General features: G+C 58.7%; 21 protein-coding genes. 6 read left to right on the forward strand and 15 right to left on the reverse strand.

All coding sequences use genetic code 11. The features are described from left to right. Nucleotides 1–58: 58 nt before the first annotated feature. From D9K61_RS11550 to D9K61_RS11560, 3 genes are all read left to right on the forward strand, one after another. Nucleotides 59–787, forward strand: coding sequence for a dienelactone hydrolase family protein (locus tag D9K61_RS11550; RefSeq protein WP_120633401.1), 729 nt, complete (start codon nt 59–61; stop codon nt 785–787). 81 nt (nt 788–868) lie between these two features. After that, nucleotides 869–4,027 (forward strand): valine--tRNA ligase, encoded by a 3,159-nt coding sequence (locus D9K61_RS11555; RefSeq protein WP_120633402.1) that lies wholly within the window; start codon nt 869–871, stop codon nt 4,025–4,027. 97 nt (nt 4,028–4,124) lie between these two features. Beyond that, nucleotides 4,125–5,330 carry a benzoate/H(+) symporter BenE family transporter gene (locus D9K61_RS11560; protein ID WP_254055748.1) on the forward strand — a complete coding sequence of 402 codons (1,206 nt, stop codon included), beginning with the start codon at nt 4,125–4,127 and terminating at the stop codon, nt 5,328–5,330. Between the two features lie 106 nt (nt 5,331–5,436). Here the strand turns inward: D9K61_RS11560 and D9K61_RS11565 are convergent, their stop codons facing one another. From D9K61_RS11565 to D9K61_RS11575, 3 genes are all read right to left on the reverse strand, one after another. Next, the gene (locus D9K61_RS11565) at nt 5,437–5,754 is read right to left on the reverse strand and encodes a VOC family protein (protein WP_120633458.1); all 318 of its coding nucleotides are present in this window, start codon (nt 5,752–5,754) and stop codon (nt 5,437–5,439) included. A 50-nt stretch (nt 5,755–5,804) separates the two neighbouring features. Further along, nucleotides 5,805–6,587: a crotonase/enoyl-CoA hydratase family protein gene (locus D9K61_RS11570; protein WP_120633403.1), complete on the reverse strand. Its 783-nt coding sequence runs from the start codon at nt 6,585–6,587 to the stop codon at nt 5,805–5,807. Between the two features lie 65 nt (nt 6,588–6,652). Further along, nucleotides 6,653–7,723, reverse strand: coding sequence for an SMP-30/gluconolactonase/LRE family protein (locus D9K61_RS11575; protein WP_120633404.1), 1,071 nt, complete (start codon nt 7,721–7,723; stop codon nt 6,653–6,655). 93 nt (nt 7,724–7,816) lie between these two features. Between D9K61_RS11575 and D9K61_RS11580 the strand changes: the two genes are divergently transcribed. Next, nucleotides 7,817–8,929: a pyridoxal phosphate-dependent aminotransferase gene (locus D9K61_RS11580; RefSeq protein ID WP_120633459.1), complete on the forward strand. Its 1,113-nt coding sequence runs from the start codon at nt 7,817–7,819 to the stop codon at nt 8,927–8,929. 110 nt (nt 8,930–9,039) lie between these two features. On the opposite strand, the gene D9K61_RS11585 is transcribed toward D9K61_RS11580, so the two are convergent. From D9K61_RS11585 to D9K61_RS11610, 6 genes are all read right to left on the reverse strand, one after another. Continuing rightward, the gene (locus D9K61_RS11585) at nt 9,040–10,236 is read right to left on the reverse strand and encodes an alanine--glyoxylate aminotransferase family protein (RefSeq protein ID WP_120633405.1); all 1,197 of its coding nucleotides are present in this window, start codon (nt 10,234–10,236) and stop codon (nt 9,040–9,042) included. Between the two features lie 51 nt (nt 10,237–10,287). Next, the gene (locus tag D9K61_RS11590) at nt 10,288–10,923 is read right to left on the reverse strand and encodes a bifunctional 4-hydroxy-2-oxoglutarate aldolase/2-dehydro-3-deoxy-phosphogluconate aldolase (RefSeq protein ID WP_120633406.1); all 636 of its coding nucleotides are present in this window, start codon (nt 10,921–10,923) and stop codon (nt 10,288–10,290) included. A 5-nt stretch (nt 10,924–10,928) separates the two neighbouring features. Next, entirely contained in the window at nt 10,929–12,734 is a 1,806-nt protein-coding gene (edd, locus tag D9K61_RS11595) for a phosphogluconate dehydratase (protein WP_120633407.1), read from the reverse strand. A 2-nt stretch (nt 12,735–12,736) separates the two neighbouring features. Continuing rightward, a complete protein-coding gene (gene zwf / locus D9K61_RS11600; RefSeq protein WP_120633408.1) occupies nt 12,737–14,182 on the reverse strand; it encodes a glucose-6-phosphate dehydrogenase in 1,446 nt (481 codons plus the stop codon). A gap of 161 nt (nt 14,183–14,343) precedes the next feature. Next, entirely contained in the window at nt 14,344–16,587 is a 2,244-nt protein-coding gene (ptsP, locus tag D9K61_RS11605) for a phosphoenolpyruvate--protein phosphotransferase (protein WP_120633460.1), read from the reverse strand. A gap of 46 nt (nt 16,588–16,633) precedes the next feature. Continuing rightward, nucleotides 16,634–17,872, reverse strand: a complete 1,239-nt coding sequence (locus D9K61_RS11610) for an aspartate kinase (protein WP_120633409.1) — start codon at nt 17,870–17,872, stop codon at nt 16,634–16,636. Between the two features lie 165 nt (nt 17,873–18,037). On the opposite strand from D9K61_RS11610, the gene D9K61_RS11615 reads away from it, so the two are divergent. After that, a complete protein-coding gene (locus D9K61_RS11615) occupies nt 18,038–18,394 on the forward strand; it encodes a hypothetical protein (protein ID WP_120633410.1) in 357 nt (118 codons plus the stop codon). Here the strand turns inward: D9K61_RS11615 and D9K61_RS11620 are convergent. The 5 genes from D9K61_RS11620 to D9K61_RS11640 all read right to left on the reverse strand — a co-directional run bounded on the left by D9K61_RS11620 (nt 18,388) and on the right by D9K61_RS11640 (nt 21,450). After that, a complete protein-coding gene (locus D9K61_RS11620) occupies nt 18,388–19,026 on the reverse strand; it encodes an SDR family NAD(P)-dependent oxidoreductase (protein ID WP_120633411.1) in 639 nt (212 codons plus the stop codon). The genes D9K61_RS11615 and D9K61_RS11620 overlap by 7 nt on opposite strands. Before the next feature lie 3 nt (nt 19,027–19,029). Further along, on the reverse strand, nt 19,030–19,485 hold the full coding sequence (locus D9K61_RS11625) for a DUF1178 family protein (protein ID WP_120633412.1): 456 nt from the start codon (nt 19,483–19,485) through the stop codon (nt 19,030–19,032). 72 nt (nt 19,486–19,557) lie between these two features. Next, nucleotides 19,558–20,019: an NUDIX hydrolase gene (locus tag D9K61_RS11630; RefSeq protein WP_120633413.1), complete on the reverse strand. Its 462-nt coding sequence runs from the start codon at nt 20,017–20,019 to the stop codon at nt 19,558–19,560. A gap of 139 nt (nt 20,020–20,158) precedes the next feature. After that, a complete protein-coding gene (locus D9K61_RS11635; RefSeq protein ID WP_120633414.1) occupies nt 20,159–20,902 on the reverse strand; it encodes an EcsC family protein in 744 nt (247 codons plus the stop codon). A 53-nt stretch (nt 20,903–20,955) separates the two neighbouring features. Beyond that, nucleotides 20,956–21,450 carry a GNAT family N-acetyltransferase gene (locus D9K61_RS11640; RefSeq protein WP_120633415.1) on the reverse strand — a complete coding sequence of 165 codons (495 nt, stop codon included), beginning with the start codon at nt 21,448–21,450 and terminating at the stop codon, nt 20,956–20,958. Nucleotides 21,451–21,521: 71 nt separating this feature from the next. On the opposite strand from D9K61_RS11640, the gene D9K61_RS11645 reads away from it, so the two are divergent. Beyond that, entirely contained in the window at nt 21,522–22,127 is a 606-nt protein-coding gene (locus D9K61_RS11645) for a flavin reductase family protein (RefSeq protein ID WP_120633416.1), read from the forward strand. 104 nt (nt 22,128–22,231) lie between these two features. On the opposite strand, the gene D9K61_RS11650 is transcribed toward D9K61_RS11645, so the two are convergent. After that, nucleotides 22,232–23,866, reverse strand: coding sequence for a SulP family inorganic anion transporter (locus D9K61_RS11650; RefSeq protein WP_120633417.1), 1,635 nt, complete (start codon nt 23,864–23,866; stop codon nt 22,232–22,234). Nucleotides 23,867–23,958 lie beyond the last annotated feature (92 nt).

Consider the following 23,958-nt stretch of genomic DNA (forward strand, 5'->3'; position numbering starts at 1 on the left):
CAGACGCAGGCCGGGAAATTCGTTTCCCTAGGCATCCAGTTGGGCTAGCCTGAACCCTATGACCTGGACACATGATACCGTTTTCCCGTTCACCGCCCCCCTGACCACGGGGATTGAGACCACCCATGACGTTTATGTTGGCGGCGAAGGTCCCCCCATCATGATCCTGCAGGAATTGCCGGGGATCGGCACCGAGACGCTGGAGCTTGCGCAGCGACTGAATGCGTCCGGTTTTCGGGTGTATCTGCCACATCTGTTTGGCACCTTTGGCAAAACAGAAACCGCAAAGAACTTTGCCCGCCTGTTTTGCGTCCGGCGTGAGATCAACATGTTCCTGAAAGGCCGTGAAAGCCCAATCTCCGGTTGGATGCGGGCGCTGGCCCGCGACATCCGGGATCGTGAAGGCGGCAAGGGTGTCGGCGTTATCGGCATGTGCCTGACCGGCAGCTTTGCCCTAACTTTGATGGCCGAGGATGCGGTGCTGGGTGGCGTGGCCGCCCAACCCGGCTTGCCGTTACTGGGCGGCGGCAAACTGCATATGAGCAAACACGACATCGGAGAAGCCTCATCAGGCATGACGGCGAAGGGCCCTGCCCTGGCCATGCGATATGCCGAAGACAAGATGTCGCCTCAACGGTTGATGCATGCGCTTGAAAACGCGTTTGGTGGGCTGGTGCAAACGGTCGAATATCCCGGAAAGGGTCATTCCCTCCTGACGCTGCATTTTCACGAACCTGCCTATCAGAAGGTCGACTCGTATTTCAAAGCGCGCTTTGGGATGACCTGAGCGCACTCTCGCCCTTCCCCTTCCCGCAACCATTCGCTATTGCAGGCGCTGACCCGAATTTGTTGACGCAGGACGCATGCCATGGCGATGGAAAAGACATTCAACGCGGCTGACGCCGAGGCCCGTATCTATGAGGCTTGGGAACAGGCCGGAGCTTTTAAGGCTGGCGCGAACAAGTCGCGCGACGAAAGCTTTACCATCATGTTGCCCCCTCCCAATGTGACGGGTGCACTGCATGTGGGGCATGCGTTCAATCACACTCTCATGGATATTCTGACGCGTTGGCACCGGATGCAGGGCTTTGACACGCTGTGGCAGCCCGGTCAGGACCATGCGGGGATCGCCACGCAGATGCAGGTTGAAAAGATGCTGGCGGCCACGCAGCAACCTGGCCGGCGTGAACTGGGGCGTGAGAAGTTCCTTGAAAAGGTCTGGGACTGGAAAACACAGTACGGCCAAACCATCATCGACCAGATGAAACGAGTGGGCAATTCCTGCGACTGGGACCGGAATGCCTTTACCATGGCAGGCGCACCGGGCGACCCACGCACCGGCCACGAAAATTCCGCGAATTTCCATGACGCCGTCATCAAGGTCTTTGTTGAAATGTACAACAAGGGCCTGATCTATCGCGGCAAACGGTTGGTCAACTGGGACCCGCATTTCGAGACCGCGATCTCGGACCTTGAAGTCGAGAATATCGAAGTCGCCGGGCATATGTGGCATTTCAAGTACCCTTTGGCGAACGGTGAGACATATGAGTATTTGGAAAAAGATGAAGATGGGAATGTGATCTTCCGCGAAGACCGGGATTATATCTCCATCGCGACGACGCGCCCGGAAACCATGCTGGGTGACGGCGCGGTTGCGGTTCACCCATCAGATGAACGTTACGCGCCAATCATTGGTAAACTCTGTGAAATCCCGGTTGGGCCAAAAGAGCATCGCCGCCAGATTCCGATCATCACTGATGACTATCCCGATCCAGATTTCGGCTCGGGCGCGGTGAAGATCACCGGCGCGCATGACTTCAACGACAACATGGTGGCCAAGCGTGGCGGCATTCCGATGTACCGCCTGATGGACACGCGCGGCGCTATGCGGGCTGATGGCGCGCCCTATGCTGAAGAGGCGGGCAAGGCGCAGGAGTATGCCCGTGGTAAGGATTTCACTGAGAACGAAATCGACGCGATCAACCTGATCCCCGATCACCTGCGCGGGCTCGACCGGTTTGAGGCGCGTGCCAAGGTCGTCGAAGAGATCACCGCCGACGGTCTGGCTGTGATGACCCGCGCGGACAATCTGGTTCTGAGAACCAAGCTGGGTGAGGATGATGATCCGGCGGCTTTGGTCCCGCTGGTCGAGAGCAAACCGATCATGCAGCCCTTCGGCGACCGCTCGAAAGTCGTGATCGAGCCGATGTTCACCGACCAGTGGTTTGTCGATGCCGAAAAGGTCGTCGGCCCCGCGTTGGACGCGGTCAAGGACGGCACCGTAAAGATCATCCCCGAGTCGGGCGAGAAAACCTATTACCACTGGCTGGAAAACATCGAGCCCTGGTGCATCTCGCGCCAACTGTGGTGGGGGCATCAGATTCCGGTTTGGTATGGGCCGAAACGAAACGAAAAAGATCCTCTTGACTACAACTCCCCTGTGGCCTTCTGCGGCGTTACGTTTGACGATGCCAAGCAGCGCGCAGAGGAATACTATACGAGTAGCGAAGAAGACCACCCGTTTGTATATGTCGAACTGAACCGGGACGAATACCGCGCGGATTGGGAAAAACGACGCACCGAAAAGGGTTGGCCCAAGAACCCCTTCCCGGAGGCAATGAGCCTACCGGACTTGGCCAACGAATTTGCGGATGACTTACAGGACCAAAACACGTTTCCAAAACACGAAGCTATTATTCTCTACCGCGACCCCGACGTCCTCGACACCTGGTTCTCCTCCGGCCTCTGGCCCATCGGCACGCTGGGCTGGCCCGAACAGACCGAGGAGTTGGAACGCTACTTCCCGACCGACGTTCTGATCACCGGCGCGGATATCCTGTTCTTCTGGGTCGCCCGGATGATGATGATGCAGCTGGCGGTGGTGAATGAAATCCCGTTCCACACCGTCTACCTGCACACGCTCGTCCGGGACGAGAAGGGCAAGAAGATGTCCAAGACCACCGGCAACGTCATCGACCCGCTGGAAATCGTGGACGAATTTGGCGCCGACGCGCTGCGCTTTACCAACGCCTCGATGGCGGCGATTGGCGGCGTGCTAAAGCTGTCCCGCGAGCGCATCACCGGTTATCGCAATTTCGGCACCAAACTGTGGAACGCCGTCCGCTTTGCTGAGATGAACGAGGTCTTCACCGACGCCGTGCCACAGCTGGACGTGGCGGACCTGAAGCACAAGGCGGCCGTGAACCGTTGGATCATTGGCGAAACCGCCCGTGTGCGGGAAGAGGTCGACGCTGCGCTGGAAAGCTATCGCTTCAATGACGCGGCGAACGGGCTTTATGCGTTTGTCTGGGGCAAGGTCTGTGACTGGTACGTAGAACTGTCGAAACCCTTGCTACAAGGCGACGATGCCGAGGCACAGGCCGAAACCCGTGCCACGATGCGTTGGGTTCTGGATCAGTGCATGGTCCTGCTGCACCCGATCATGCCCTTCATCACCGAAGAGCTATGGGGGCTGACCGGCAACCGTGCCAAAATGGTCGTCCACGCCGATTGGCCGACCTATGCCGGCACAGACCTGATCGACGCCGAAGCGGATCGTGAGATGAACTGGGTGATTTCGGTGATCGAGAACACCCGGTCGGCCCGCGCGCAGATGCGGGTTCCGGCCGGCCTCTATGTGCCGATGCTGGTGACCGAGATCGACGCGCATGGACAAGCCGCGTGGGACCGAAACGAAGCGCTGATCAAGCGCCTGGCGCGGATCGACAGCCTGACCAAAGCCGAAGAATTGCCCAAAGGCACCATCTCGATCGCTGCCCCCGGTGCCACCTTCGGCCTACCTCTGGCGGATATCATCGATATAGGGGCGGAAAAGGAACGGCTGGAGAAAGCCAAGGGTAAACTGGCCAAGGAACTTGGCGGTTTGCGCGGACGACTGAACAACCCCAAATTCGTGGCCTCGGCCCCGGAAGAGGTTGTGGCAGAGGCCAAAGCCAACCTCGCCGCGCGCGAAGAAGAAGAGTCTAAACTGAACGAAGCACTCGCCCGTCTGGCAGAAATCGCCTGATCTTCATCTTTTCCCAAATACTCAAATCCCAAACCCCGCCGCTTTTGCTGGCGGGGTTTTCTATTCCCCTGACGCTTTTGATCTTGTTCCTCAGGGCTTGCGATTGTTAGCAAGTGCGGGTGGCAGTTTCGAGGACATGATGGCGCAGACCTTTCCCCCGATGCAAACCGTCTCAACCGGGTTAGTAGTGGCGGTTGTGGGCTTTTTCAGTTCCTTCCCCATTGTTCTGCAGGGGTTGGGCGCAATGGGCGCGTCACCGTCCGAGGCGGCCTCGGGGCTGATGAGTGCGGCCATTGCCATGGGTCTGGCGGCCATCGTTCTCAGCCTTTGGTACAAGCTGCCAATCAGCGTGGCGTGGTCGACGCCCGGGGTTGCCCTGCTGGCCGTATCAGCAGCACCGGTCGAGGGGTTCTCGGGCGCAATCGGTGCTTTCCTGTGTGCGGGCGCGCTGACAGTCATGGCGGGGCTGTGGAAGCCGTTGGGGCGGCTGGCCGCAGCAATCCCCACAACGCTGGCGCAGGCGATGCTGGCCGGGGTGCTGATGCCGCTTTGCATTCTGCCTTTCAAAGCAGCGGTTGAGATACCCTGGCAGGCACTTCCCGTGATCTTGACGTGGTTTATTGCCGGGCGGTTCAATCGGCTGCTTGCGATTCCGGCTGCGGTCATCGCGGCAGCAATTGTTGTAATCCTCAACGCAGGGGACGCAACGATCATGCCCGAGCGTCTGGTGGCGGCCCCGATCTGGACGCTGCCAACATTTTCACTGTCCTCGGCCATCGGGATCGGCGTGCCGCTCTTCATCGTTACGATGGCAACCCAGAACATCCCCGGCATCGCCGTCATGCGCAGCTTTGGCTATGCGCCGGTCACAGGCAGGTTGTTTTCAGCCGTCGGCGGAGCCAGTCTGTTATCGGCTCTGTTCGGAGCACCGGCCACCTGCCTTGCCGCGATCACGGCTGCGATGTGCTCCAATGAGGACAGCCATCCTGACCCTGCCCTGCGCTACTGGTCCGCGATCATGGGCGGTGTGTTCTACTGCCTGTTCGGCGTCTTTGCCGTGGCGATCACAGGCTTTGCCGCCCATGCGGATCCGCTGTTGATGGGAACATTGGCGGGTGTCGCGCTGATCGGCGTGTTGGCCAATTCGATCTTCGCGGCACTTGAGGTTCCGGCAGAGCGCGAAGCGGCGATGCTGACCTTTGCGATCACCGCGTCGGGAATCACGGTGTTTGGTCTGGGGGCCGCTGTCTGGGGTCTGCTGGCCGGTGGCATTGCCTATTTGGTATCGAAGCAGGTGCGGTAACCGGCTTTATCAAAACTCTGAAGGGCCAGTGCCGACCGGAAGACCGCAATGAATATCTTGAGATTCGGATTAGTAAGGCATGCGATCCGTGGCGCGTCTTTCAGTGTTAATCATGAAGCACAATCGCCCGACTTGAAACAGAAATCGAATTTCCGGACGGGTCTTTTGCGTTTGCGAATTGATAACCGTCTGCCTGGTGAATCGCCCCAAACTCCAAGCCCTGCTGCAAGGCTTGGGCACAAAACGCCGGAACACCCGCCACGTCGAACACCAACTTGACGGCAGCCTGACCTTCACGCACTGCCTTGCCTGCCGGATGCAACAGAAGATGAGTCCCGCCCGAGACGGGTTTCAGCTCAACGATCCGGTCACCTTCGATCTGGCACGCCCTGTATCCAAAGTGAGTTCCATAGAAGCGCACCATCTGAACAATGCGCTTCGTGTACAAAATCAGGCGCGTGAGTGGTGGCGCCGTCACTTGAACTCGGGCGTGCGCCCCTGCATCTGCGCCATCACAACCTCCATCTGATCCGGCTTACCGATCAGCTCGACCTGTTCAGCGGATTCGGCCAGAAGGACCTGGGCGCGCGATTCGGTCTCGGCGATGTCGATCAGCCGCTTGGCGGCCCGGATGGCCGAGGGGCTTTGGTTCGCGATGTTTTCGGCCAGAGCCAATGCTTCGGTTTGCGGGTCATCCGAAAGCTTGGTAACCAGCCCCCAGTCTGCGGCCTGCTGTGCACCAATGGGACGCGCCGTGTAGGTCAACAGGCGCAGCACATCCGAGCGGACAAGCTGTGGCAGCAGAAGCATCCCACCCATATCGGGGATGATGCCCCATTTCATCTCCATCACCGCCAGTTTGCTTTCCGGATGGGCGATGCGAATATCAGCGCCCAGCGCAATCTGCAGCCCCCCACCATACGCCACACCCTGAATGGCACAGATCACCGGCACCGGGACACGCCGCCAGACCAGTGCAAGTTCCTGCATTTCGTTGGCGTCTTCGTGACTGCGCGCCATCAGCCATTCGGTCGGGTCCTTGTGGGCCATGGATGCAAAGCTGGCCATGTCCAGCCCGGCGCAAAAGCTTTTGCCTTCGCCCGACAACACCACCGCACGGGCGCCCGAGGCGGCAACCTCTTGGCCGGCGGACAGGATCGCCTTGATCATGGCATCATCCAGCGCGTTCATCTTGTCGCCACGGGTCAGTGTGACGTGGGCAATGTGGTCTTTGTATTCGACAGATACGCGCGCCATGCGGGCCTCCCAAAGCTTGTTTCTGCAATCATGCCCCAAAAGACGGGCCTGGTTCTACTGCGACGTCAGGGCATCTGGGCCACAGGCATTCGCCCGAACCAGGGCGAATCCAGTGTCATCACATAGAACTGATCCCCGACGATCTTACCGCCGGTGGTAATGCCCAACCGACCATCGGGATCTTGCAATGTCCGAAGGATGGTCCCGTCCCCGTCGAACTGCACCATCATACCGCGATGGATTGCGGCTGGCCGGACCGTGGGCCCCAGCCGCCAGATGATTTTGCGCAGAAACGGATAAGGCATCAACGCCTCGGCTGGCACACGTGGGCTGGCAAAGGCCATCCAGTAGGTACCATCGCCCTGAGCCTCGATATTGTCCGGATAGCCCGGCAGATTGTCGAGCAGAACCTCTTGCTGACCCGCCTTTGGACCTTTGAGCCAAAGTTTGTGCACACGCGCCCGACCGGTTTCGGCAATCAACAGAAAGTCTTCTTCCGGCGACAGCGCGACACCGTTTGTGTAAACAAACCCTTCGGCGATCTTTTCCGTGGTTCCATCGGGGCTGTGTTTTGCGACATAGCCGGCGTCTGATTGCTCCCAGATCGTCATGACGGATGTGGGCTTGGTCCCGCCCATGGTTTCGGGATCGAACCGGTCGGATGAGTTCGAGAAATAGACCGTCCCGTCCTGTGCCAGGTCCAGTTGATTCGCATAGATCACCGGGGCGCCATTGATGTCCGAGACCACGGATTCCAACGTGCCCGGTCCGCTCCAGCGCATCAGGCCGCGAAAACTGTCGGCAATATACAGCGCACCGTCAGGGCCGGGTTTCAAGCCCAGTGGCCGCCCGCCCAATTGATCGATTTCAACCGGTTCGGCCCCGTCGATACGGTAGAGGATGCCGGACAAGCTGGTGGTATAGACGCTGCCATCTGGTAGGACAGCGATATCTTCCGGGCCAATTTCTCCGTCCGGCAAAGAGATAAGGTCCAGCCGATCCAGCGCATTGTTCTCGGCGAAATCGCCAGTGAAACCGGGCGTTTCGGGCGGCTCATACGCGATGGGTTCAACAGGAATGGGCCAGAAAAGCAGATAGGCAAGGCCGATGAGAATGAGACCGATGAAATAGCGCATGAAATCCTCTTTGTTTAATTGCGGGCACACTGGCGGCGAATGTTCGGGGGTGCAAGGCTTGCCCCGCCGTCCGCCTTGCGATTAGGTGCGCGCATGACTGGTCCCCGATACACCCCGCTTGCCCAATCCCTTCCCGCAACCGTTCCATTCGTGGGCCCCGAAACGCAGGAACGCCAGCGCGGCGCGCGATTTGATGCGCGACTTGGCGCCAACGAATGTGTGTTTGGTCCATCCCCTCGGGCGGTCGAAGCCATGCAAAAGGCAGCAGGCGATATTTGGATGTACGGCGATCCCGAAAACTACGATCTGCGTCATGCCCTGGCGGATCATCACGGAGTCACGCCGGGCCACATTGTGGTGGGCGAAGGGATCGACGGATTGCTGGGGTATCTGGTGCGGCTGGTAGTCGGTCCGGGGGATTCGGTTGTGACCTCGGACGGGGCTTACCCGACTTTTAACTACCACGTCACAGGATATGGTGGGGTTTTGCACAAGGTTCCCTATTCGGGCGATCATGAAGACCCCACTGCGCTAATTGCCAAGGCCGCTGAGGTTGGTGCCAAACTGGTATATCTGGCCAATCCGGACAATCCAATGGGCAGCTGGCATCGCGGGACGGACATCGTGGCGGCGCTGGACGCCCTTCCCGTGGGCTGCTTGTTGGTACTGGACGAAGCCTATGTGGAATGCGCACCGGACGGCACCGCCGCACCGGTTTCTGCGGATGATCCCCGCGTGATCCGAATGCGCACCTTTTCAAAGGGTTACGGCATGGCGGGCGCTCGGGTAGGTTATGCACTTGGCGCGCCGGATCTGATTTCGGCGTTCAATAAAGTGCGAAACCATTTTGGCATGAACCGCGCGGCACAGGCGGGCGCTTTGGCCGCATTGCGCGATGAGGTCTGGCTGACCGAAGTGCAGCGACAGATTGAACAGGCACGTGTGCGGATCGGTAAGATTGCAGAGGAGAACGGGTTACGGCCTTTACCTTCGGCCACCAATTTTGTTGCGATCGACTGTGGGCGAGATGGGATGTTTGCCAAGTCCGTTCTGGATGCGCTGGTGGCACAAGGTATCTTTGTGCGCATGCCATTTGCGGCCCCGCAAAACCGGTGCATTCGGGTAAGCTGTAGTACTGAGGCGGATCTGGATGCTTTTGCAGCAGCTCTGCCGGTGGCACTGTCCTCGGCCGCTGGCAACGGTTGAGTTGTGTTTGGTAGAGGGGGCCGTCTGCCCGCTCTTGGCCTTAAGGGCCAATTCACCCCCGAGGATATTTGTGGCCAGATGAAGCGGCGGGGCGGTGCCTTTATTTGCGGCTAGGTTTGTCCCGCCAATACGGCAGCGGCGGCGTCCAATGCGCCTGAGCCGCGTGGGATGTTCAGGGCAGCCATGGCCGTTTCAACGCCGCCCAACATGGCCAGAAGCATCTGCCCGTTTACATGGCCCATATGGCCCAGGCGGAAACAGCCTTCAGTGTCCTCCATGCCAAGACCGATCCCCAAGGTTAGACCCAGTTGATTTTCAGTGAAGGCGCGCAGGGGGGTCCCGCGTCCTTCGGTCAGACACAGGGATGTGACGGCATGGCTGCGATAGGCACTGTCAGAGACATTGAGCTGCAGTGCCCCTCCTTCGGACCAGATCTCGCAGGCGGCCCAGACCGCGTTGGCCAGATGTTCGTGCCGGGACCAAACGTTCTCGATTCCTTCGGCACGGATCATATCCAACGCAGCGCGCAACCCATACAGGTGATGGGTCGGAGCGGTTCCGTTGAAATACTGGTAGAACAGTTCGGGGTTGGCACGGGGTTGCCAGTCCCAATACTGCGACACGCGTGGCATTGCCGCCCGTTTGACCTGAGCCTTGTCGTTGAAAAAGACAAACCCCACCCCGGGCGGGGTCATCAACCCCTTCTGACAGGCTGTGACCATGACATCGACGCCCCAGGCGTCCATTTCGAACCGCTCACAACCAAGCGAGGCAATGCAATCAGCCATCAAAAGCGCGGGATGATCCAGATCATCCAGCAGAGCACGCAACGCGGGAACGTCATTGCGGATCGAACTGGATGTGTCCACATGCACGGCAAGCACCGCTTTGATGCGGTGCTGTGTATCGGCCTGAAGCGTTTCGGCGACGCGGTCAAAATCCCACGGGGAAGCAGTTCCGAAATCCAGCATCTCAATCTCGGCGCCGATGCCTTTGGCCATCTCGGCCCAGCCATGGGTGAAGCGACCCGAGGCCGGGGCCAGAACCGTTTCACCTGGGGCGATCACGTTGGACAGCGCGGCCTCCCACGTGCCGTGGCCGTTGGCAATGTAGATCGCCACGTTATGCTGTGTGCGGGCAACCTGACGCAGATCGGCGGTCAGCGTGGGCATCATCTCAATCAACTCACCATCGTAGATGTTGGGCGACGGGCGGTGCATAGCCTGCAATACGGCGTCGGGCATGACCGAGGGCCCCGGAATGGCCAGATACTCGCGCCCCCGCGCGAGAGTGGTTTTGTTTGTCATGAGGTCAACCTGTTTGAATTGAGCCCTACCCTAGCGTCGCTAAAGGCGGCGTCAATCCGTCAGCTTTGAAGCCTCACGCGCCAGAGATTCGATACCCGTCCAATCGCCTTCGACGACCATCTGATTGGGCGCGACCCAACTGCCCCCAGCGCAAACCACGTTGGACAAACTCAGATAATCACGTGCATTCGACGGTGACACGCCACCGGTCGGACAGAAGCTGATCTGCGGCAGTGGTGCGCCGATCGCTTTCAGCGCGGGTGCGCCACCTGACGCCTCGGCCGGGAAGAATTTCAGCATGTCATAGCCAAGCTCAAGCAAGCGCATGGCTTCGCTCGCGGTGGCAGCGCCCGGCAGCAAGGGCAGGCCTTCGGCCACACAGGCCGCAATCAGCGCGTCTGTAGCACCGGGTGACACGCCAAATTTGGCGCCTGCCTCTTTGGCGGCACGGACGTCTTCGGGTGTGATCAGCGTGCCTGCGCCAACAACTCCACCCGGAACCTGTGACATAGCGCGAATAGCGTCCAGCGCAGCAGGCGTGCGCAGCGTAACTTCGAGCGCGGGCAGGCCGCCGGCGACCAGTGCCTCGGCCAGTGGCCGTGCTTGGGATGCGTCATCGACCACAAGGACAGGAACGATGGGCGCAAGGGCACAGATTTCGCGAGTGCGTTGGGTTTTGTCAGACATGAGGCTCAGGCTCCGAATATGCTGGCACCGTTATCGGCCGAGCCGACGGCGTTACGGAAGGGGGCGAACAGGTCTCGCCCGATGCCGTGTTGATTGGCAGACAGATCGGCGGTTACAGGAGCGCGGTCCAAAGCCCCTTCGGTGAGAATTTCAAGCTCGCCGTTCACGGCATCGACACGCAACAGATCACCATCTTGCAGATAGGCGATCGGACCCCCATCCAAAGCCTCGGGGCAGACATGGATCGCGGCGGGAACCTTGCCGGACGCGCCAGACATGCGGCCATCGGTGACCAGAGCCACCTTTTGCCCCCTGCCCTGAAGAATCGACAGGATCGGGGTTAACGAGTGCAGTTCGGGCATGCCGTTGGCCTTGGGGCCCTGGAACCGGACGACGACGATTACATCATCGGTGAATTCTCCGGCCTTGAACGCGGCCTTGACTTCAACTTGATCGTGGAAGACGCGGACAGGTGCCTCGACAACCTGATGTTCAGGCGCTACGGCCGAGACCTTCATCACGCCAGTTCCGAGATTGCCGGTCAGGCGCGACAGGCCGCCGGTCGGTTGAAACGGATCTTTGGCTGGGCGGATAATCTTTTCATTCAGGCTGTGGCCTGCGCCATCCTGCCAGACCAGCTCACCTTCGATCAGCTTAGGTTCCTGAGTGTAATTGTGCAGGCCCTGTCCGGCGACCGTCAGCGTGTCGGGATGCAGCAATCCATTTTCGAGAAGCGTTCCGATTGTGTACCCCAAGCCGCCTGCGGCGTGGAAATGGTTCACGTCAGCCAAACCATTAGGATAAACCCGCGCCACCAGTGGTACGACCGCTGAAATGTCGGAAAAATCCTGCCAATCCAGCATGATACCGCCCGCGCGGGCCATGGCGATCAGGTGGATGAGGAGGTTGGTTGAACCACCCGTAGCCATCAGACCAACGATACCGTTCACAAAGGCACGTTCATCCAGGACTTGATAAACCGGGGTATAGCTGTTGCCCAGCGCGCTGAGGGATAGTGCACGGCGGGCGCCCTCCTTGGTCAGCGCATCGCGCAGGGGTGTTTTGGGATTGACGAAGCTGGAGCCCGGCAGGTGCAGGCCCATGAACTCCATCAGCATCTGGTTGGTGTTGGCAGTGCCGTAGAAGGTACAAGTGCCGGGGCCGTGATAGGCGGCCATTTCTGCGGCCATCAACTCCTCGCGACCGATCTCACCTGCAGCGAATTTTTGGCGGATCTTGGCCTTTTCGTCATTTGGCAACCCGCTGGTCATCGGACCGGCGGGCAGAAACACGGCAGGCAGATGACCAAAGGCTTGCGCACCAATGACAAGGCCAGGAACAATCTTATCACAGACGCCAAGGAACACGGCGGCATCGTAGGTGTTGTGACTGAGCGCCACGCCAGTGGCCAAGGCGATGACATCACGGGAGAATAAAGACAGTTCCATCCCCGCCTCGCCCTGCGTGACGCCGTCGCACATGGCAGGCACACCGCCTGCGACCTGCGCGGTGCCACCGGCGGCACGGATCGCGTCACGGATCAGACCCGGGTAGCGTTCGAACGGCTGATGGGCCGACAACATATCGTTATAGGCCGTTACAATTCCCAGGTTTCCGGCGGTGCCGGTGGCCATCGACTGCTGATCTTCGCCCGCGCCAGCATAGGCATGAGCCTGACCGCTACAGGACAGATGCGCACGGGCAGGACCTTTTGACTTGGCCTGTTCCATCCGCTCCAGATGCGGGCCGCGTGACGGCGCGCTGCGGTCGACAATCCGCTGGGTGACGTCGGTGATGGCTGAATGAACCATGGTTACCCTCCGATCTGGCGCCAGCGGCGACCGTCGCGATGCATCAGCATCAATGCTTCTTCCGGGCCAGAGCTGCCCTGATCATAGCGGGACGGACGGTCGCCACGTTCTTCCCAGCCGTGAATGATGGGATCGACCCAGGCCCAGGCGGCCTCGGCCTCATCCCCGCGCATGAACAGGGTCTGGTCGCCGCGGATCACGTCCATGATCAGCCGCTCATAGGCATCGGGTGATTGCGAGTCGTCGCCCAGCGCATCGGCAAAGCTCATATCCAGAGCGACATCGGACAGGCGGAACCCGCCCTGCCCCGGTTCCTTGATGGTGGTACGCAGGGTGATGCCTTCGTCCGGTTGCAGTCGGATCACCAACACGTTGCCGTGCAAGGGGCCAACATTCGGGAAAATCGTGTGGGGCGGGTCGCGGAAGAACACGGCGATTTCGGATTCCCGGGCGCGCAGGCGCTTGCCGGTGCGCAGATAGAACGGCACCCCGGCCCAGCGCCAGTTGCCGATATGAGCCTTAAGCGCAATGAAACTTTCGGTGCGGCTAGCAGGGTTGTCGACATGGTCAAGGTAGCCATCCCCGCCCGTCCCGGTGCGATACTGTCCACGGGCGATATCGGCTTGTGCCACCGGTTCTAACGCTTCGATCACCTTCACCTTTTCATCTCGCACCGCGTTCGAGGAAAACTTTGACGGCGGTTCCATCGCCGTCAGACACAGCAATTGCACGAGGTGGTTCTGAATCATGTCCCGCATCGCGCCGGACTGGTCGTAATAGGCCCCACGCCCTTCGACGCCCACGGTTTCAGCCACGGTGATCTGAACATGGTCGACATGGGTCGAGTTCCACAGAGGTTCGAACAGAGAGTTGGCAAAGCGCAGCGCCATCAGGTTCTGCACGGTTTCTTTGCCCAGATAATGATCGATCCGATAAATCTGATGTTCTTCGAAACAGGCCCGCAACCCTTCGTTCAGCGCTTTGGCCGAGGCGAGGTCATGCCCGAACGGTTTTTCAACGACGATACGACTGTCCGGTGTCGCCATTCCATGATCATGCAGGCGTTGCGCAATACCGGAAAACAGGCTTGGACCAACTGACAGATAAAAGGCCCGAACGGCATCATCGCTAAGCGATTTGCCCAACGTCTTCCACCCGGCATCACCCAGTGCATCGACCGGCACATATTCGACGCGGCTTAGAAATTGGTCGAGCGTGTCCGCCTTGAAATCTGGCGCAAACTTCTGCATTGAGGCCCGCAACAGATCACGGAACCCGTCGCTGTTCATGTCGGAGCGTGCGGTGCCGATGATACGCGCTTTGTCCGGCATCTGCCCCACTTCAAAGCGGTGATACAATCCAGGCAGGATCTTGCGTTGCGCCAAATCGCCGGTCGCACCGAACAATACCAGGTCGAACGGGTCTACCGGAATTACGCGTGAAACCATCACCGGGCTCCTTTTGAGTTCACCGCGATCAGCTTACCACGGTGTTTACATAGGTGCGAAACACACACATCCAGTCATGTTATCGCTAACATTCATCGCGTAAATAGAAAGGAGAAGCGCAAAAATCAAGCACAGTTTCGCGGAAGGTGCTGTTTTCCCGATCAGGCCTGATTGCGCAGCCACTCCATCACGGCAGGCCTCACGGATTGCTCTCCACGATGGCGGGCATCGGCAATGATCTTGCGAACCTCCTGCAAATTCGACCGCAATAGCAAGCTTTTGACCGGACCAACAGAAGCAGGGCGCATAGACAGCGTACGAATGCCCATTGCGACAAGACACAGCGCCTCAACCGGGCGACCAGCGTCTTCGCCGCAAAAACTGAGCGGTGTGTCTGAGATTTCGCAGCGTTCGACCACACGTTCGATGAAGCTGAGGAAGCTGACATTCAATGTGTCATAACGGCGACGCACCAGTTCGTTTTCACGGTCGGCAGCGAAGAAAAACTGCTTTAGATCGTTACCGCCGATGGAAATGAAATCCACTTCGTCAAAGAACTTCTGTGGTGCAAAACCCAGCGAAGGCGTTTCCAACATCGCCCCCACTTCAAGTGTTTCAGGAAGCGCATGACCCAACCGTTTTTCGCGCTCAATGGTCTTGTTGACCTCCCATCGGGCCTCGCGAAATTCATCGGCCTGCGCCACAAAGGGGAACATAATGGTCAGCGGACGACCGTTTGCGGCGCGCAGCAGCGCTTGCAACTGCATCCGCATCACGCCGCGCTTGTCCAGACCGACGCGGATCGCGCGCCAGCCCAAGGCAGGGTTCGGCTCGGCCACGTGCTTCATGTAGGGCAGAACCTTGTCCGACCCGATGTCCAAGGTGCGGAAGACCACGCGCTTTTCCCCAGCCGCATCCAGAACACGTTGATATTGCATCACAAGTTCAGAGCGTTTGGGCATCTTGTTGCGCACCAGGAACTGCAACTCGGTCCGGAACAACCCAACACCTTCGGCCCCTGATGTTTCAAGGGACGGCAGATCAGCCATCAATCCGGCGTTCATGACCATGTTGATCCGTGACCCGTCCTGCGTCACCGTCGGCGTTTCCCGGATCGAGGCATAACGTTCCTGCGCTTTGGCCTGCATGGCGATCTTATCGCGGAAGGCACTGACGACGGTATCCTCAGGCCGCAGATGCACCACGCCCTGATCGCCATCGACCATAACGTGGTCGCCATTCAGGGCTTCAGTCGTAATCCGACCCACATGCACCACCAACGGAATCGCCAGCGCGCGGGCCACGATAGTGGCGTGACTACCGACCGAGCCTTCTTCGAGCACGATCCCTTTGAGCGAGCGGCCATATTCCAGCAAATCACCGGGGCCGATATTTCGCGCGACTAGAATCGGATCAGGCGGCAGGTCTGCACTGTCCGTCTTGCCCTGCCCTGTCAGAATGCGCAGAAGCCGGTTGCTGAGGTCGTCTAGGTCCGCCAAACGCTCGCGCAGATAAGGGTCCGTAACCTGTCCCATGCGGGCGCGGGCCTGCGATTGTTCCTTTTCCACCGCGGCCTCAGCACTGAGGCCAAGGGCAATGTCCTCTTCCATGCGGCGCATCCAGCCTTTGGAATTGGCAAACATTCGATAGGCTTCCAGAACCTTGAGCTGGTCCTTGTCGCCCCCTTGCGAGATTTCCAGCATCTTGTCGACACCAACACGCAATTCCTCGACCGCTTCGGTCAGACGTTCGCGTTCGCTATGAGGATCTTCGGCAATGGGGTTCGTGACAACAACACGCGGTTCATGCAGCCAGACGTGCCCCTCGGCCGATCCTTCCTGCGCCGGTCCACCACGCAACAAAACGGATTGCTGGTGCAGAGGCGAAAGGGCCGCTCCTTCTCCGACAAAGGCGCCGAGTTCGGCCATTTCGGCCAGAACCATGGCAACAACTTCCAACGCATAAACCTCATCGGCCGTAAACTCGCGGGCTTCGCGGGATTGAACGACAAGAACGCCCAGCTTTTGGCCCAGACGCTGAACCGGAACACCAAGGAAAGACGAATACCGTTCCTCGCCCGTCTCAGGCATGAATCGGAACCCCTTGGCTGACGGCGCATCGGCGGTGTTGACCACCTTGCCGGATTTGGCGACGCGACCCACAAGACCTTCGCCCAGACGCAGGCGGGTTTTGTGTACCGATTCCGGAGACAGGCCCTCGGTTGCGCATAGTTCGAGCGTGTCTTCGTCACGGAACAGATAAATCGAGCAGACCTCGCGCTGAATGCTGTCGGCAATCAGATGCGTGATCCGGTCAAGCCGTTCCTGACCGGCGGCCTCGCTCGCCATCTCTTCGCGTAACCGCCCAAGCAGCTTGCGGGATTCTGTTTCGGTGCCGTCCACCATGGCCCAACCAATTTTGTGTGTCAGGCGAGATCCTTGGCTGAGATGCTCAGGCCGCCTTGTCCAGTTCAAAAGCATCATGCAGTGCCTGAACCGCAAGTTCCATGTATTTCCGATCCACAAGCACGGAAATTTTTATCTCGGAGGTTGTAATGACCTTGATGTTAATCCCCTCATCCGAGAGCACCTTGAACATCTTGGCGGCCACACCCGACTGTGAACGCATGCCGATGCCTACGACCGAGACCTTGCAGACATTTTCATCCGCAACCAATTCAGCATAGTTCAGCTCACCCTGCTCCTTGATCGCCAGCAGCGCCTGTTCCGCGCGGGCGACCTGATCGGTGGGGCAGGAAAAGGTCATATCGGTGCGACCCTCATCCGAGATGTTTTGCACGATCATATCCACATTGACGCCCGCATCGCTGAGCGCGGTGAAGATGATTGAAGCAATGCCCGGACGGTCGGCCACCGACACGGCGGTCATTTTGGCTTCGTCGCGGGAATAGGCCACACCGGCCACAACATTGGATTCCATGATATCCTCCTCATCGCAGACCAGCGTGCCGGCCTCGTCGGATTGTTCTTCAAAGCTTGAAAGAACGCGCAGTTTCACTTTGTAGCGCATCGCCAGCTCGACCGAGCGGGTTTGCAGCACCTTGGCCCCCAATGAGGCCAGTTCGAGCATTTCCTCGAACGCGATTTTGTCCAGTTTGCGAGCCTTTTCGCAGATGCGCGGGTCCGTGGTATAGACGCCGTCCACATCGGTATAGATATCGCAGCGCTCGGCTCCAAATGCGGCCGCAAACGCGACAGCGGTGGTATCCGATCCACCGCGACCCAGCGTGGTGATACGGCCTTCGGGGCTAAGACCCTGGAAGCCCGCGACGATGGCCACCTTCATGCCTTCGTCGAATTTCTGGCTGATGTTTTCGGTCGGGATCTCTTCGATCCGCGCCTGGCTGTGCGCACTAGTGGTCAGCAGCGGCACCTGCCAGCCCTGCCAGCTGCGCGCGGGCACATCCATTTCCTGCAGGGTCAGCGCCATTAGACCGGCGGTCACGTTCTCGCCCGAAGACACCACGGCATCGTACTCGCGTGCGTCGAACAAAGGCGATGTTTCGTTCACCCAGCCGACGAGTTCGTTTGTCTTGCCGGACATGGCCGAGACAATGACGATGACGTCATATCCTTTGGCCACTTCAACGCCCACGCGTTTCGCCGCGCGGCGGATGCGGTCAAGATTGGCAACAGATGTGCCGCCGAATTTCATCACGAGTACGGGCATGGGGGCAAGTGTCTCCGCGCCTTGGATTTCTGATCCTGTGCGTCTTATGCGAGGGGACCCGCAAGGGCAAGAGCGCAAACAGGACCTGCCCGCGGCGCAGGGCCGCTTTACAATGTGATGGCGCAGTGCCAGCTTGTCAGCAACAGTTATTCCAAGAGGTTATTCATGCACCGCTTAGCTATCGCCTTTGCCCTCATCTCATCCCCTGTTCTGGCACAGGTCGCGACCCAGGCCGGAACCGACGGTCAGAATGCGTTGGGCACCGTGCCTTGCGCCGCCAATGCAGGCGATCCGCTGCAAAGCTGCAATGCAGAACTGCGTCGACGCGATGACGGCACCGCGACATTGGCCGTGGCAATCGGAAATGGTGATGTGCGCAACATTTACTTCACCGATGGTGTGCCGGATTCCAGCAGCTCGACCTCGCAACTCACCTATGAAACTCGAGGCGATCTGCTTGTTATCTTCATCGATCCGGGTGAGGTTTATGAAATCCCCAAAGCGGCGCTGAACACTCAGTAAGCGTGCGGTTGCCCGTCGTAGGTTTCAAAGCAACCCGTCGAATCCAATGACAACGCATCAAAACGGTTGATCAGACCTGTTGCAGCCTGATCGACATTGATGGCAGCGGTTGATCCACCCATGTCGGTCTGCACCCAGCCCGGGTGATAGATGCCCACGGCTATCCCGTCGCTTTTGAGATCAGCGGCCAGATTGCGGCCCAGATTCAAAGCCGCCGCCTTCGACGCACGGTAGATATAGCTGCCGCCTGGTGCTTGAGTGTGCGATGCCATCTGCGAGGAGATAATCGCTATTTTTCCCTGCGCGACGCGCAAGTTGGGCAACAGCGTCTGAACCGTTAGAAACACACCAGTGACATTGACCGCAAAGCTTTCGGCCCACATGTCGGCCGGATAGCCGTCAAGGTTTTGGCCTTTGTCCAGATAAACACCGGCATTGCAGATCAACAGATCGATGGGTTGCCCCTTCAACTGTTCGGCCATAGCCGCATGCTGCATAGGGTTTGAGACGTTCAACTGAACCTGCGCACTGTCATCCCGCGCTGTTCCCGTCACGTCCTCGCCATGATCACGAAACCGATCTGCCAAAGCCAACCCAATTCCACGATTGGCCCCAGTAATCACGATATGCATGGCTTAATTTGTCTTTCTACTTGGCACAAACGGAAGCGGGGCAACCCGCACGCCATCTTCCACCAGGGCTTTGGCATCTTCAAGCTTGGCCTCGCCATAGATTGCACGTTCAGGCGCTTCGCCCAGATGAATCTTGCGCGCCTCGCTGGCAAAATCCTTGCCCACGTAGTCCGAGTTTTCTTCCACCTTGCGTCGCAGCTCGGTCAAGACTTTCTCTACGTCAGGCGCAGGTGTCGCTACAGCGATATCACCCGAAGGCGGCGATACGGTCTCGGGTTGGGTCTTTGCCTCGCGCGCCGGACGGACACGCGGTGTCATGATGGCTTTTTCAACCTCATCTGACCCACAAATCGCGCACGTCACCATGCCCGCTGCCGCGAGCTTGTCAAAGGCTTCAGCCGATTGAAACCAGCTGTCAAATGTGTGGCCGTCAGTGCATTTTAACGCGTATTGAATCATTGTCTTTCCAAAACACCGGTTGGCGAATAGATACCGACCGGCTTGGCAATATCAAGTCATCCTATTGTCTCATCAGTGCAAAAATCGCTTAAAACTTCGTAACACCTCCGCAAGATCAGACGATTGGACCTTTGATGCAGCTTTCTTGGGCGAGCACCATTTGCGACTGCGTTCCGCTTTTTCCGGATAACTCGACGCCAAAGAGCGCACATATATTGGAAACACATCCACCACGCACATTGCCATCCCCTGATCGGGACGCTGTTTCAGATACGTGAACTGGCCCAGTTTGTCCGGGTTGCATTTGCCTCGTACTCCCGCCTCTTCCCATGCTTCCTGTGCGGCGGTTTCAGCGGTGGTCAGACCGCTGATCAACCAGCCTTTGGGGATAATCCAGCGGCGCGACCGTCTGGTGGTGATCAACAAAACCTCGGTGCGACCACGCTCGATGCGATAGCACAACGCAGCCGATTGCGGCAGAACAGGGTATTTCCTGTTCCCATGCAGTGCATTTGGCAAAAGTCGTGCATTCATTGCGCCGACACGCCCCTCAATTGGTATATCTACCTGTGTGCCGGGCCGCTGTTTTTGTTCGTATTTTGCGGTTGGCTATACATTGCATACCATATGATGCGGTTTCAGCCAAGCTTTGCCCGCCTTAGGCAGATCTGGATTACATGCGGGCGGACAGTTTTCTGATCAGTTCATCATGCGGAATATCGGCATCAATTGCCAAGCGACGCAGACCAAAATGAACATGGGCGACCTGTTGATAATAGCGCGTGTAGATAAAGTTCGTTCCACCCCCAGCCAGCGCCCCCAACACAGGGATGGATTGCGCCGCCAGTTTTTGGCCCAGCACAACTGAAAGCCGTGGCGCGACAGCGGCAATCAGCCGTTGCATCGCCGGGCCGGTCAACGTGAGGCGCACAGAGAAAAAGCCCAGATCCGCCCCGTCATCGTAAGACAATGGGCCAGCGGCGGATAAAACCCGAACACAATCGAATTTCACGTTTTCCTCCGCCGGATCAAACCCTTCGCGCGCAGCAGCACCCTGAATCGAGCGCAACAGCATGGTCGTGGTTGCCGGCAGTTCAACCAGCGCCGTGGAAACGCCGCCCAAACCCCCGGCCGCGCCCATGGCGGTTGTTACAGCGGTGTTGACCCAGGGTTTTTGATCAGGAACTGCCCGTCGCGATCCCTGAGCAGCGTGAATGGCCGCCCATAACGCATGCTCGGTCGCACTGGTCAGGCCCTGCCGCACCGGGTCTGGCAATTGGTCGAGCAGTGATTCTGCTGATCCGCCTAGCTTGTTCAAAAGTTTGACACCCGTTCCACCGGCTGAACGATAATGATCCGCCAGTCGGTCAAGCTCCGCCTCGGCATCCACTTTTTCGACAAGAACCATATCGTGCATCTGTGCCCTCCTGCCGCTTAAACATTGGCATTTGGCGCTGTCGTTTCAATAGGTCAGCGGGTCCAGCGCTTAACCGCACCGTAGACATCGGCCCAGACGCCAGGCGTCAACTCCATACCCAAAACGCGGTCAGGGTTGGTCGGCGGCGGCATCTGAACCCCCTGCAACTGTTCAAACCCAAATCGCTTATAGTAGGGCGCATCCCCTACCAGCATGACCCGTTGCCAACCTTTGGCACGTCCGGCCTCGACCCCGGCGTGGATCAGGTAACCACCCAAGCCTTCGCCCTGATGGGTTGGATGAACGGCAACCGGGCCCAACAACAACGCATCATGTTCCCCGACATGGACAGGCCAGAACCGAATTGCACCGGCCAGAATGCCCTGCCCGTCCCGCGCGACCAGAGACAGACCTGCCACGGGGGGCACGTCATCGCGCAGCCGGTACGAGGACAGCGCCTCACGCCCCGGGGCGAAGCACAGGTCATAGAGCGCTTCGACCTCCCACCAATCATCCGGCTCTTCCGGTCTGATCCCGAACTGCTGCACCCTGCCCTCTTTTCCTTACTGGAATTCGCCCTAGCACTTCGATACGCCTTGGGCAAACGCTTGGAGATCAGATGTTCTATCGCCCCGAAGACGGTCACGGTTTGCCGCACAATCCGTTCAACGCCATTATCACCCCGCGCCCGATTGGCTGGATCTCGTCCCGCGACGCGGGTGGGGTCAATAATCTGGCGCCGTATTCGTTTTTTAATGGGGTCGCCTACACACCACCGCAGGTGATGTTCGCATCCACCGGGACCAAACACGACCAGGACGGCGGCAAGGACAGTATCGCCAATATCGAGGCGACGGGTGTGTTTTGCGTCAATGTTGTAGGCTATGCCCATCGGGATGCGATGAATGCCAGTTCCGAGGGTTTGGCGAAGCATATCGATGAGTTTGATCATGCAGGCCTGATCCCTATCGAATGCGAGACCATCCCCTGTGCCCGGATCCAAGGCGCTCCGGCAGCGTTGGAGTGCAAGCTGACCCAGATCGTAAGCTTACCCGGCGAAGCAAATCGCGTGGTGTTCGGAGAAGTAACCGGCGTGCATCTTCAGAACGACCATATGCGCGACGGCAAGTTCGACGTCACCTCGTTCCGGCCTCTGGCACGGTTGGGGTACCGGGACTATTCCGTTGTGAACGAGTTGTTCTCGCTCAATCGCCCCGATGACTAAGGGCGCGCCGCTTCCCAAGATACTTTTCACCAGATGACGATGCGGATCCTTTATTCATCTGGCCCCAAGTATCTCGGCGCGCGAGGCAAAACCTCGCAAAAGGCTCAGTGCCCGCCCAGAATGCCGGTGCGAACCGAATAATCCACTGCCAGTTCGTAATCCGGATCATCGTCGCTGTCGACCATCAGGTGTCCGGCCTTGTTCAGTAGCTTATGGCAATCCCGGCTCAGGTGCCGCAGCATGACCCGTTTGCCAGCAGACTCGTATTTACCAGCGATATTCTCAATCGCCTGCAAGGCCGATTGATCAACCACGCGGCTGGCTGCAAAATCAATAATGACGGTTTCAGGGTCACCTGATACGTCGAAGACTTCCAGAAAGCCCTCGGACGAGCCAAAAAACAGCGGGCCCTGGATCTCGTATACTTTGGCACCCTTTTCGGTCTCGGATTCACGGGTGATCGAGTGGATGCGTTTCGCGTTGTTCCACGCATATGCCAACGCCGATACGATCACGCCGACCACAACGGCGACGGCGAGGTCCTCCATCACGGTCACGACTGTCACCAGAACAATCACAAACGCATCGGTCAGCGGCACCTTGCGCATAATGTTGAACGAGTTCCAGGCAAAGGTCCCGATCACCACCATGAACATCACACCGACAAGCGCAGCCAGCGGGATTTGTTCGATCAGCGGTGCGGCGAACAGGATGAATATCAAAAGGAACATCGCCGCAGCGATCCCGGCAATCCGGGTACGCCCACCAGACTTCACGTTGATCATCGACTGACCGATCATCGCGCAACCGCCCATGCCGCCGAAGAAGCCGGTGGCCACATTCGAAACGCCCTGCGCGATACATTCCTGCGACGCCCCACCCCGCTTGCCGGTGATTTCACCCACAAGGTTCAGGGTCAGCAGGGATTCGATCAAGCCAATCGCGGCCAGAATGACGGCATAAGGCAAGATGATCTCAAACGTTTCCCAGTTCAGTGGAACCATTGGAATGTGGAACATCGGCAACCCGCCTTCGATTGAGGCCAGATCGCCAACGCGTGGTACGTTCAGCCCAAAACCGATCACCAGCGCCGCGACAACGACGATCCCGGCCAGAGGCGCGGGGATAACACGTGTGACGCGCGGCATCACCCAGATCACAGCCATGGTCAAACCGACAAGACCCAACATGGTATACAGCTGCAGGCCAGACAGCCACTCGCCCCCGCTCATGCCGTGGCCAGTGTTTTCCATGGTGCCCGGGACTTTGAACTGCCCCATCTGGGCCAGAAAGATCACAATCGCCAAACCATTCACAAAGCCCAGCATCACCGGATGTGGCACCAATCGGATGAACCGACCCCAGTGCATAGCACCGGCGATGACCTGCAGTATCCCCATAAGAACAACCGTCGCAAATAGGTATTCGACCCCGTGCTGCGCCACCAATGCCACCATCACTACGGCCAATGCGCCCGTCGCGCCCGAAATCATACCAGGGCGGCCGCCGATCAACGCGGTGATCAAACCCACCAGAAATGCGGCGTAAAGACCGACCAGCGGATGGACACCTGCCACAAAAGCAAAAGCCACCGCCTCGGGCACCAGCGCCAGAGCCACGGTCAGGCCCGACAGCAGCTCGATCCGCAAACGCGAAACGGTCAGACCCTCATCGGGCGACCAACGCAGATCGGGAATAGCAAGACGTTTGGCAAAGCTTGCCAGTATGGCTCGGGGCATAGGGTTGTCCTGTGGCTTGGGTCTGTTGGCGCGAAGGCGCCCTTGTACCTGTCATAGCTTCAGTAAGATACCGCGCCAAGCGGGATGCTGCC

The sequence above is a fragment of the Ruegeria sp. EL01 genome, assembly GCF_900313035.1.
Classification (GTDB): Bacteria; Pseudomonadota; Alphaproteobacteria; order Rhodobacterales; family Rhodobacteraceae; genus Ruegeria.

Coding starts and splice junctions, on each gene's coding strand:
- D9K61_RS11550 (WP_120633401.1), top strand. CDS start 59: ATGACCTGGACACATGATACCGTTTTCCCGTTCACCGCCCCCCTGACC.
- D9K61_RS11555 (WP_120633402.1), top strand. CDS start 869: ATGGCGATGGAAAAGACATTCAACGCGGCTGACGCCGAGGCCCGTATC.
- D9K61_RS11565 (WP_120633458.1), bottom strand. CDS start 5,754: ATGGTGCGCTTCTATGGAACTCACTTTGGATACAGGGCGTGCCAGATC.
- D9K61_RS11570 (WP_120633403.1), bottom strand. CDS start 6,587: ATGGCGCGCGTATCTGTCGAATACAAAGACCACATTGCCCACGTCACA.
- D9K61_RS11575 (WP_120633404.1), bottom strand. CDS start 7,723: ATGCGCTATTTCATCGGTCTCATTCTCATCGGCCTTGCCTATCTGCTT.
- D9K61_RS11580 (WP_120633459.1), top strand. CDS start 7,817: ATGACTGGTCCCCGATACACCCCGCTTGCCCAATCCCTTCCCGCAACC.
- D9K61_RS11585 (WP_120633405.1), bottom strand. CDS start 10,236: ATGACAAACAAAACCACTCTCGCGCGGGGGCGCGAGTATCTGGCCATT.
- D9K61_RS11590 (WP_120633406.1), bottom strand. CDS start 10,923: ATGTCTGACAAAACCCAACGCACTCGCGAAATCTGTGCCCTTGCGCCC.
- edd (WP_120633407.1), bottom strand. CDS start 12,734: ATGGTTCATTCAGCCATCACCGACGTCACCCAGCGGATTGTCGACCGC.
- zwf (WP_120633408.1), bottom strand. CDS start 14,182: ATGGTTTCACGCGTAATTCCGGTAGACCCGTTCGACCTGGTATTGTTC.
- ptsP (WP_120633460.1), bottom strand. CDS start 16,587: ATGGTGGACGGCACCGAAACAGAATCCCGCAAGCTGCTTGGGCGGTTA.
- D9K61_RS11610 (WP_120633409.1), bottom strand. CDS start 17,872: ATGCCCGTACTCGTGATGAAATTCGGCGGCACATCTGTTGCCAATCTT.
- D9K61_RS11615 (WP_120633410.1), top strand. CDS start 18,038: ATGCACCGCTTAGCTATCGCCTTTGCCCTCATCTCATCCCCTGTTCTG.
- D9K61_RS11620 (WP_120633411.1), bottom strand. CDS start 19,026: ATGCATATCGTGATTACTGGGGCCAATCGTGGAATTGGGTTGGCTTTG.
- D9K61_RS11625 (WP_120633412.1), bottom strand. CDS start 19,485: ATGATTCAATACGCGTTAAAATGCACTGACGGCCACACATTTGACAGC.
- D9K61_RS11630 (WP_120633413.1), bottom strand. CDS start 20,019: ATGAATGCACGACTTTTGCCAAATGCACTGCATGGGAACAGGAAATAC.
- D9K61_RS11635 (WP_120633414.1), bottom strand. CDS start 20,902: ATGCACGATATGGTTCTTGTCGAAAAAGTGGATGCCGAGGCGGAGCTT.
- D9K61_RS11645 (WP_120633416.1), top strand. CDS start 21,522: ATGTTCTATCGCCCCGAAGACGGTCACGGTTTGCCGCACAATCCGTTC.
- D9K61_RS11650 (WP_120633417.1), bottom strand. CDS start 23,866: ATGCCCCGAGCCATACTGGCAAGCTTTGCCAAACGTCTTGCTATTCCC.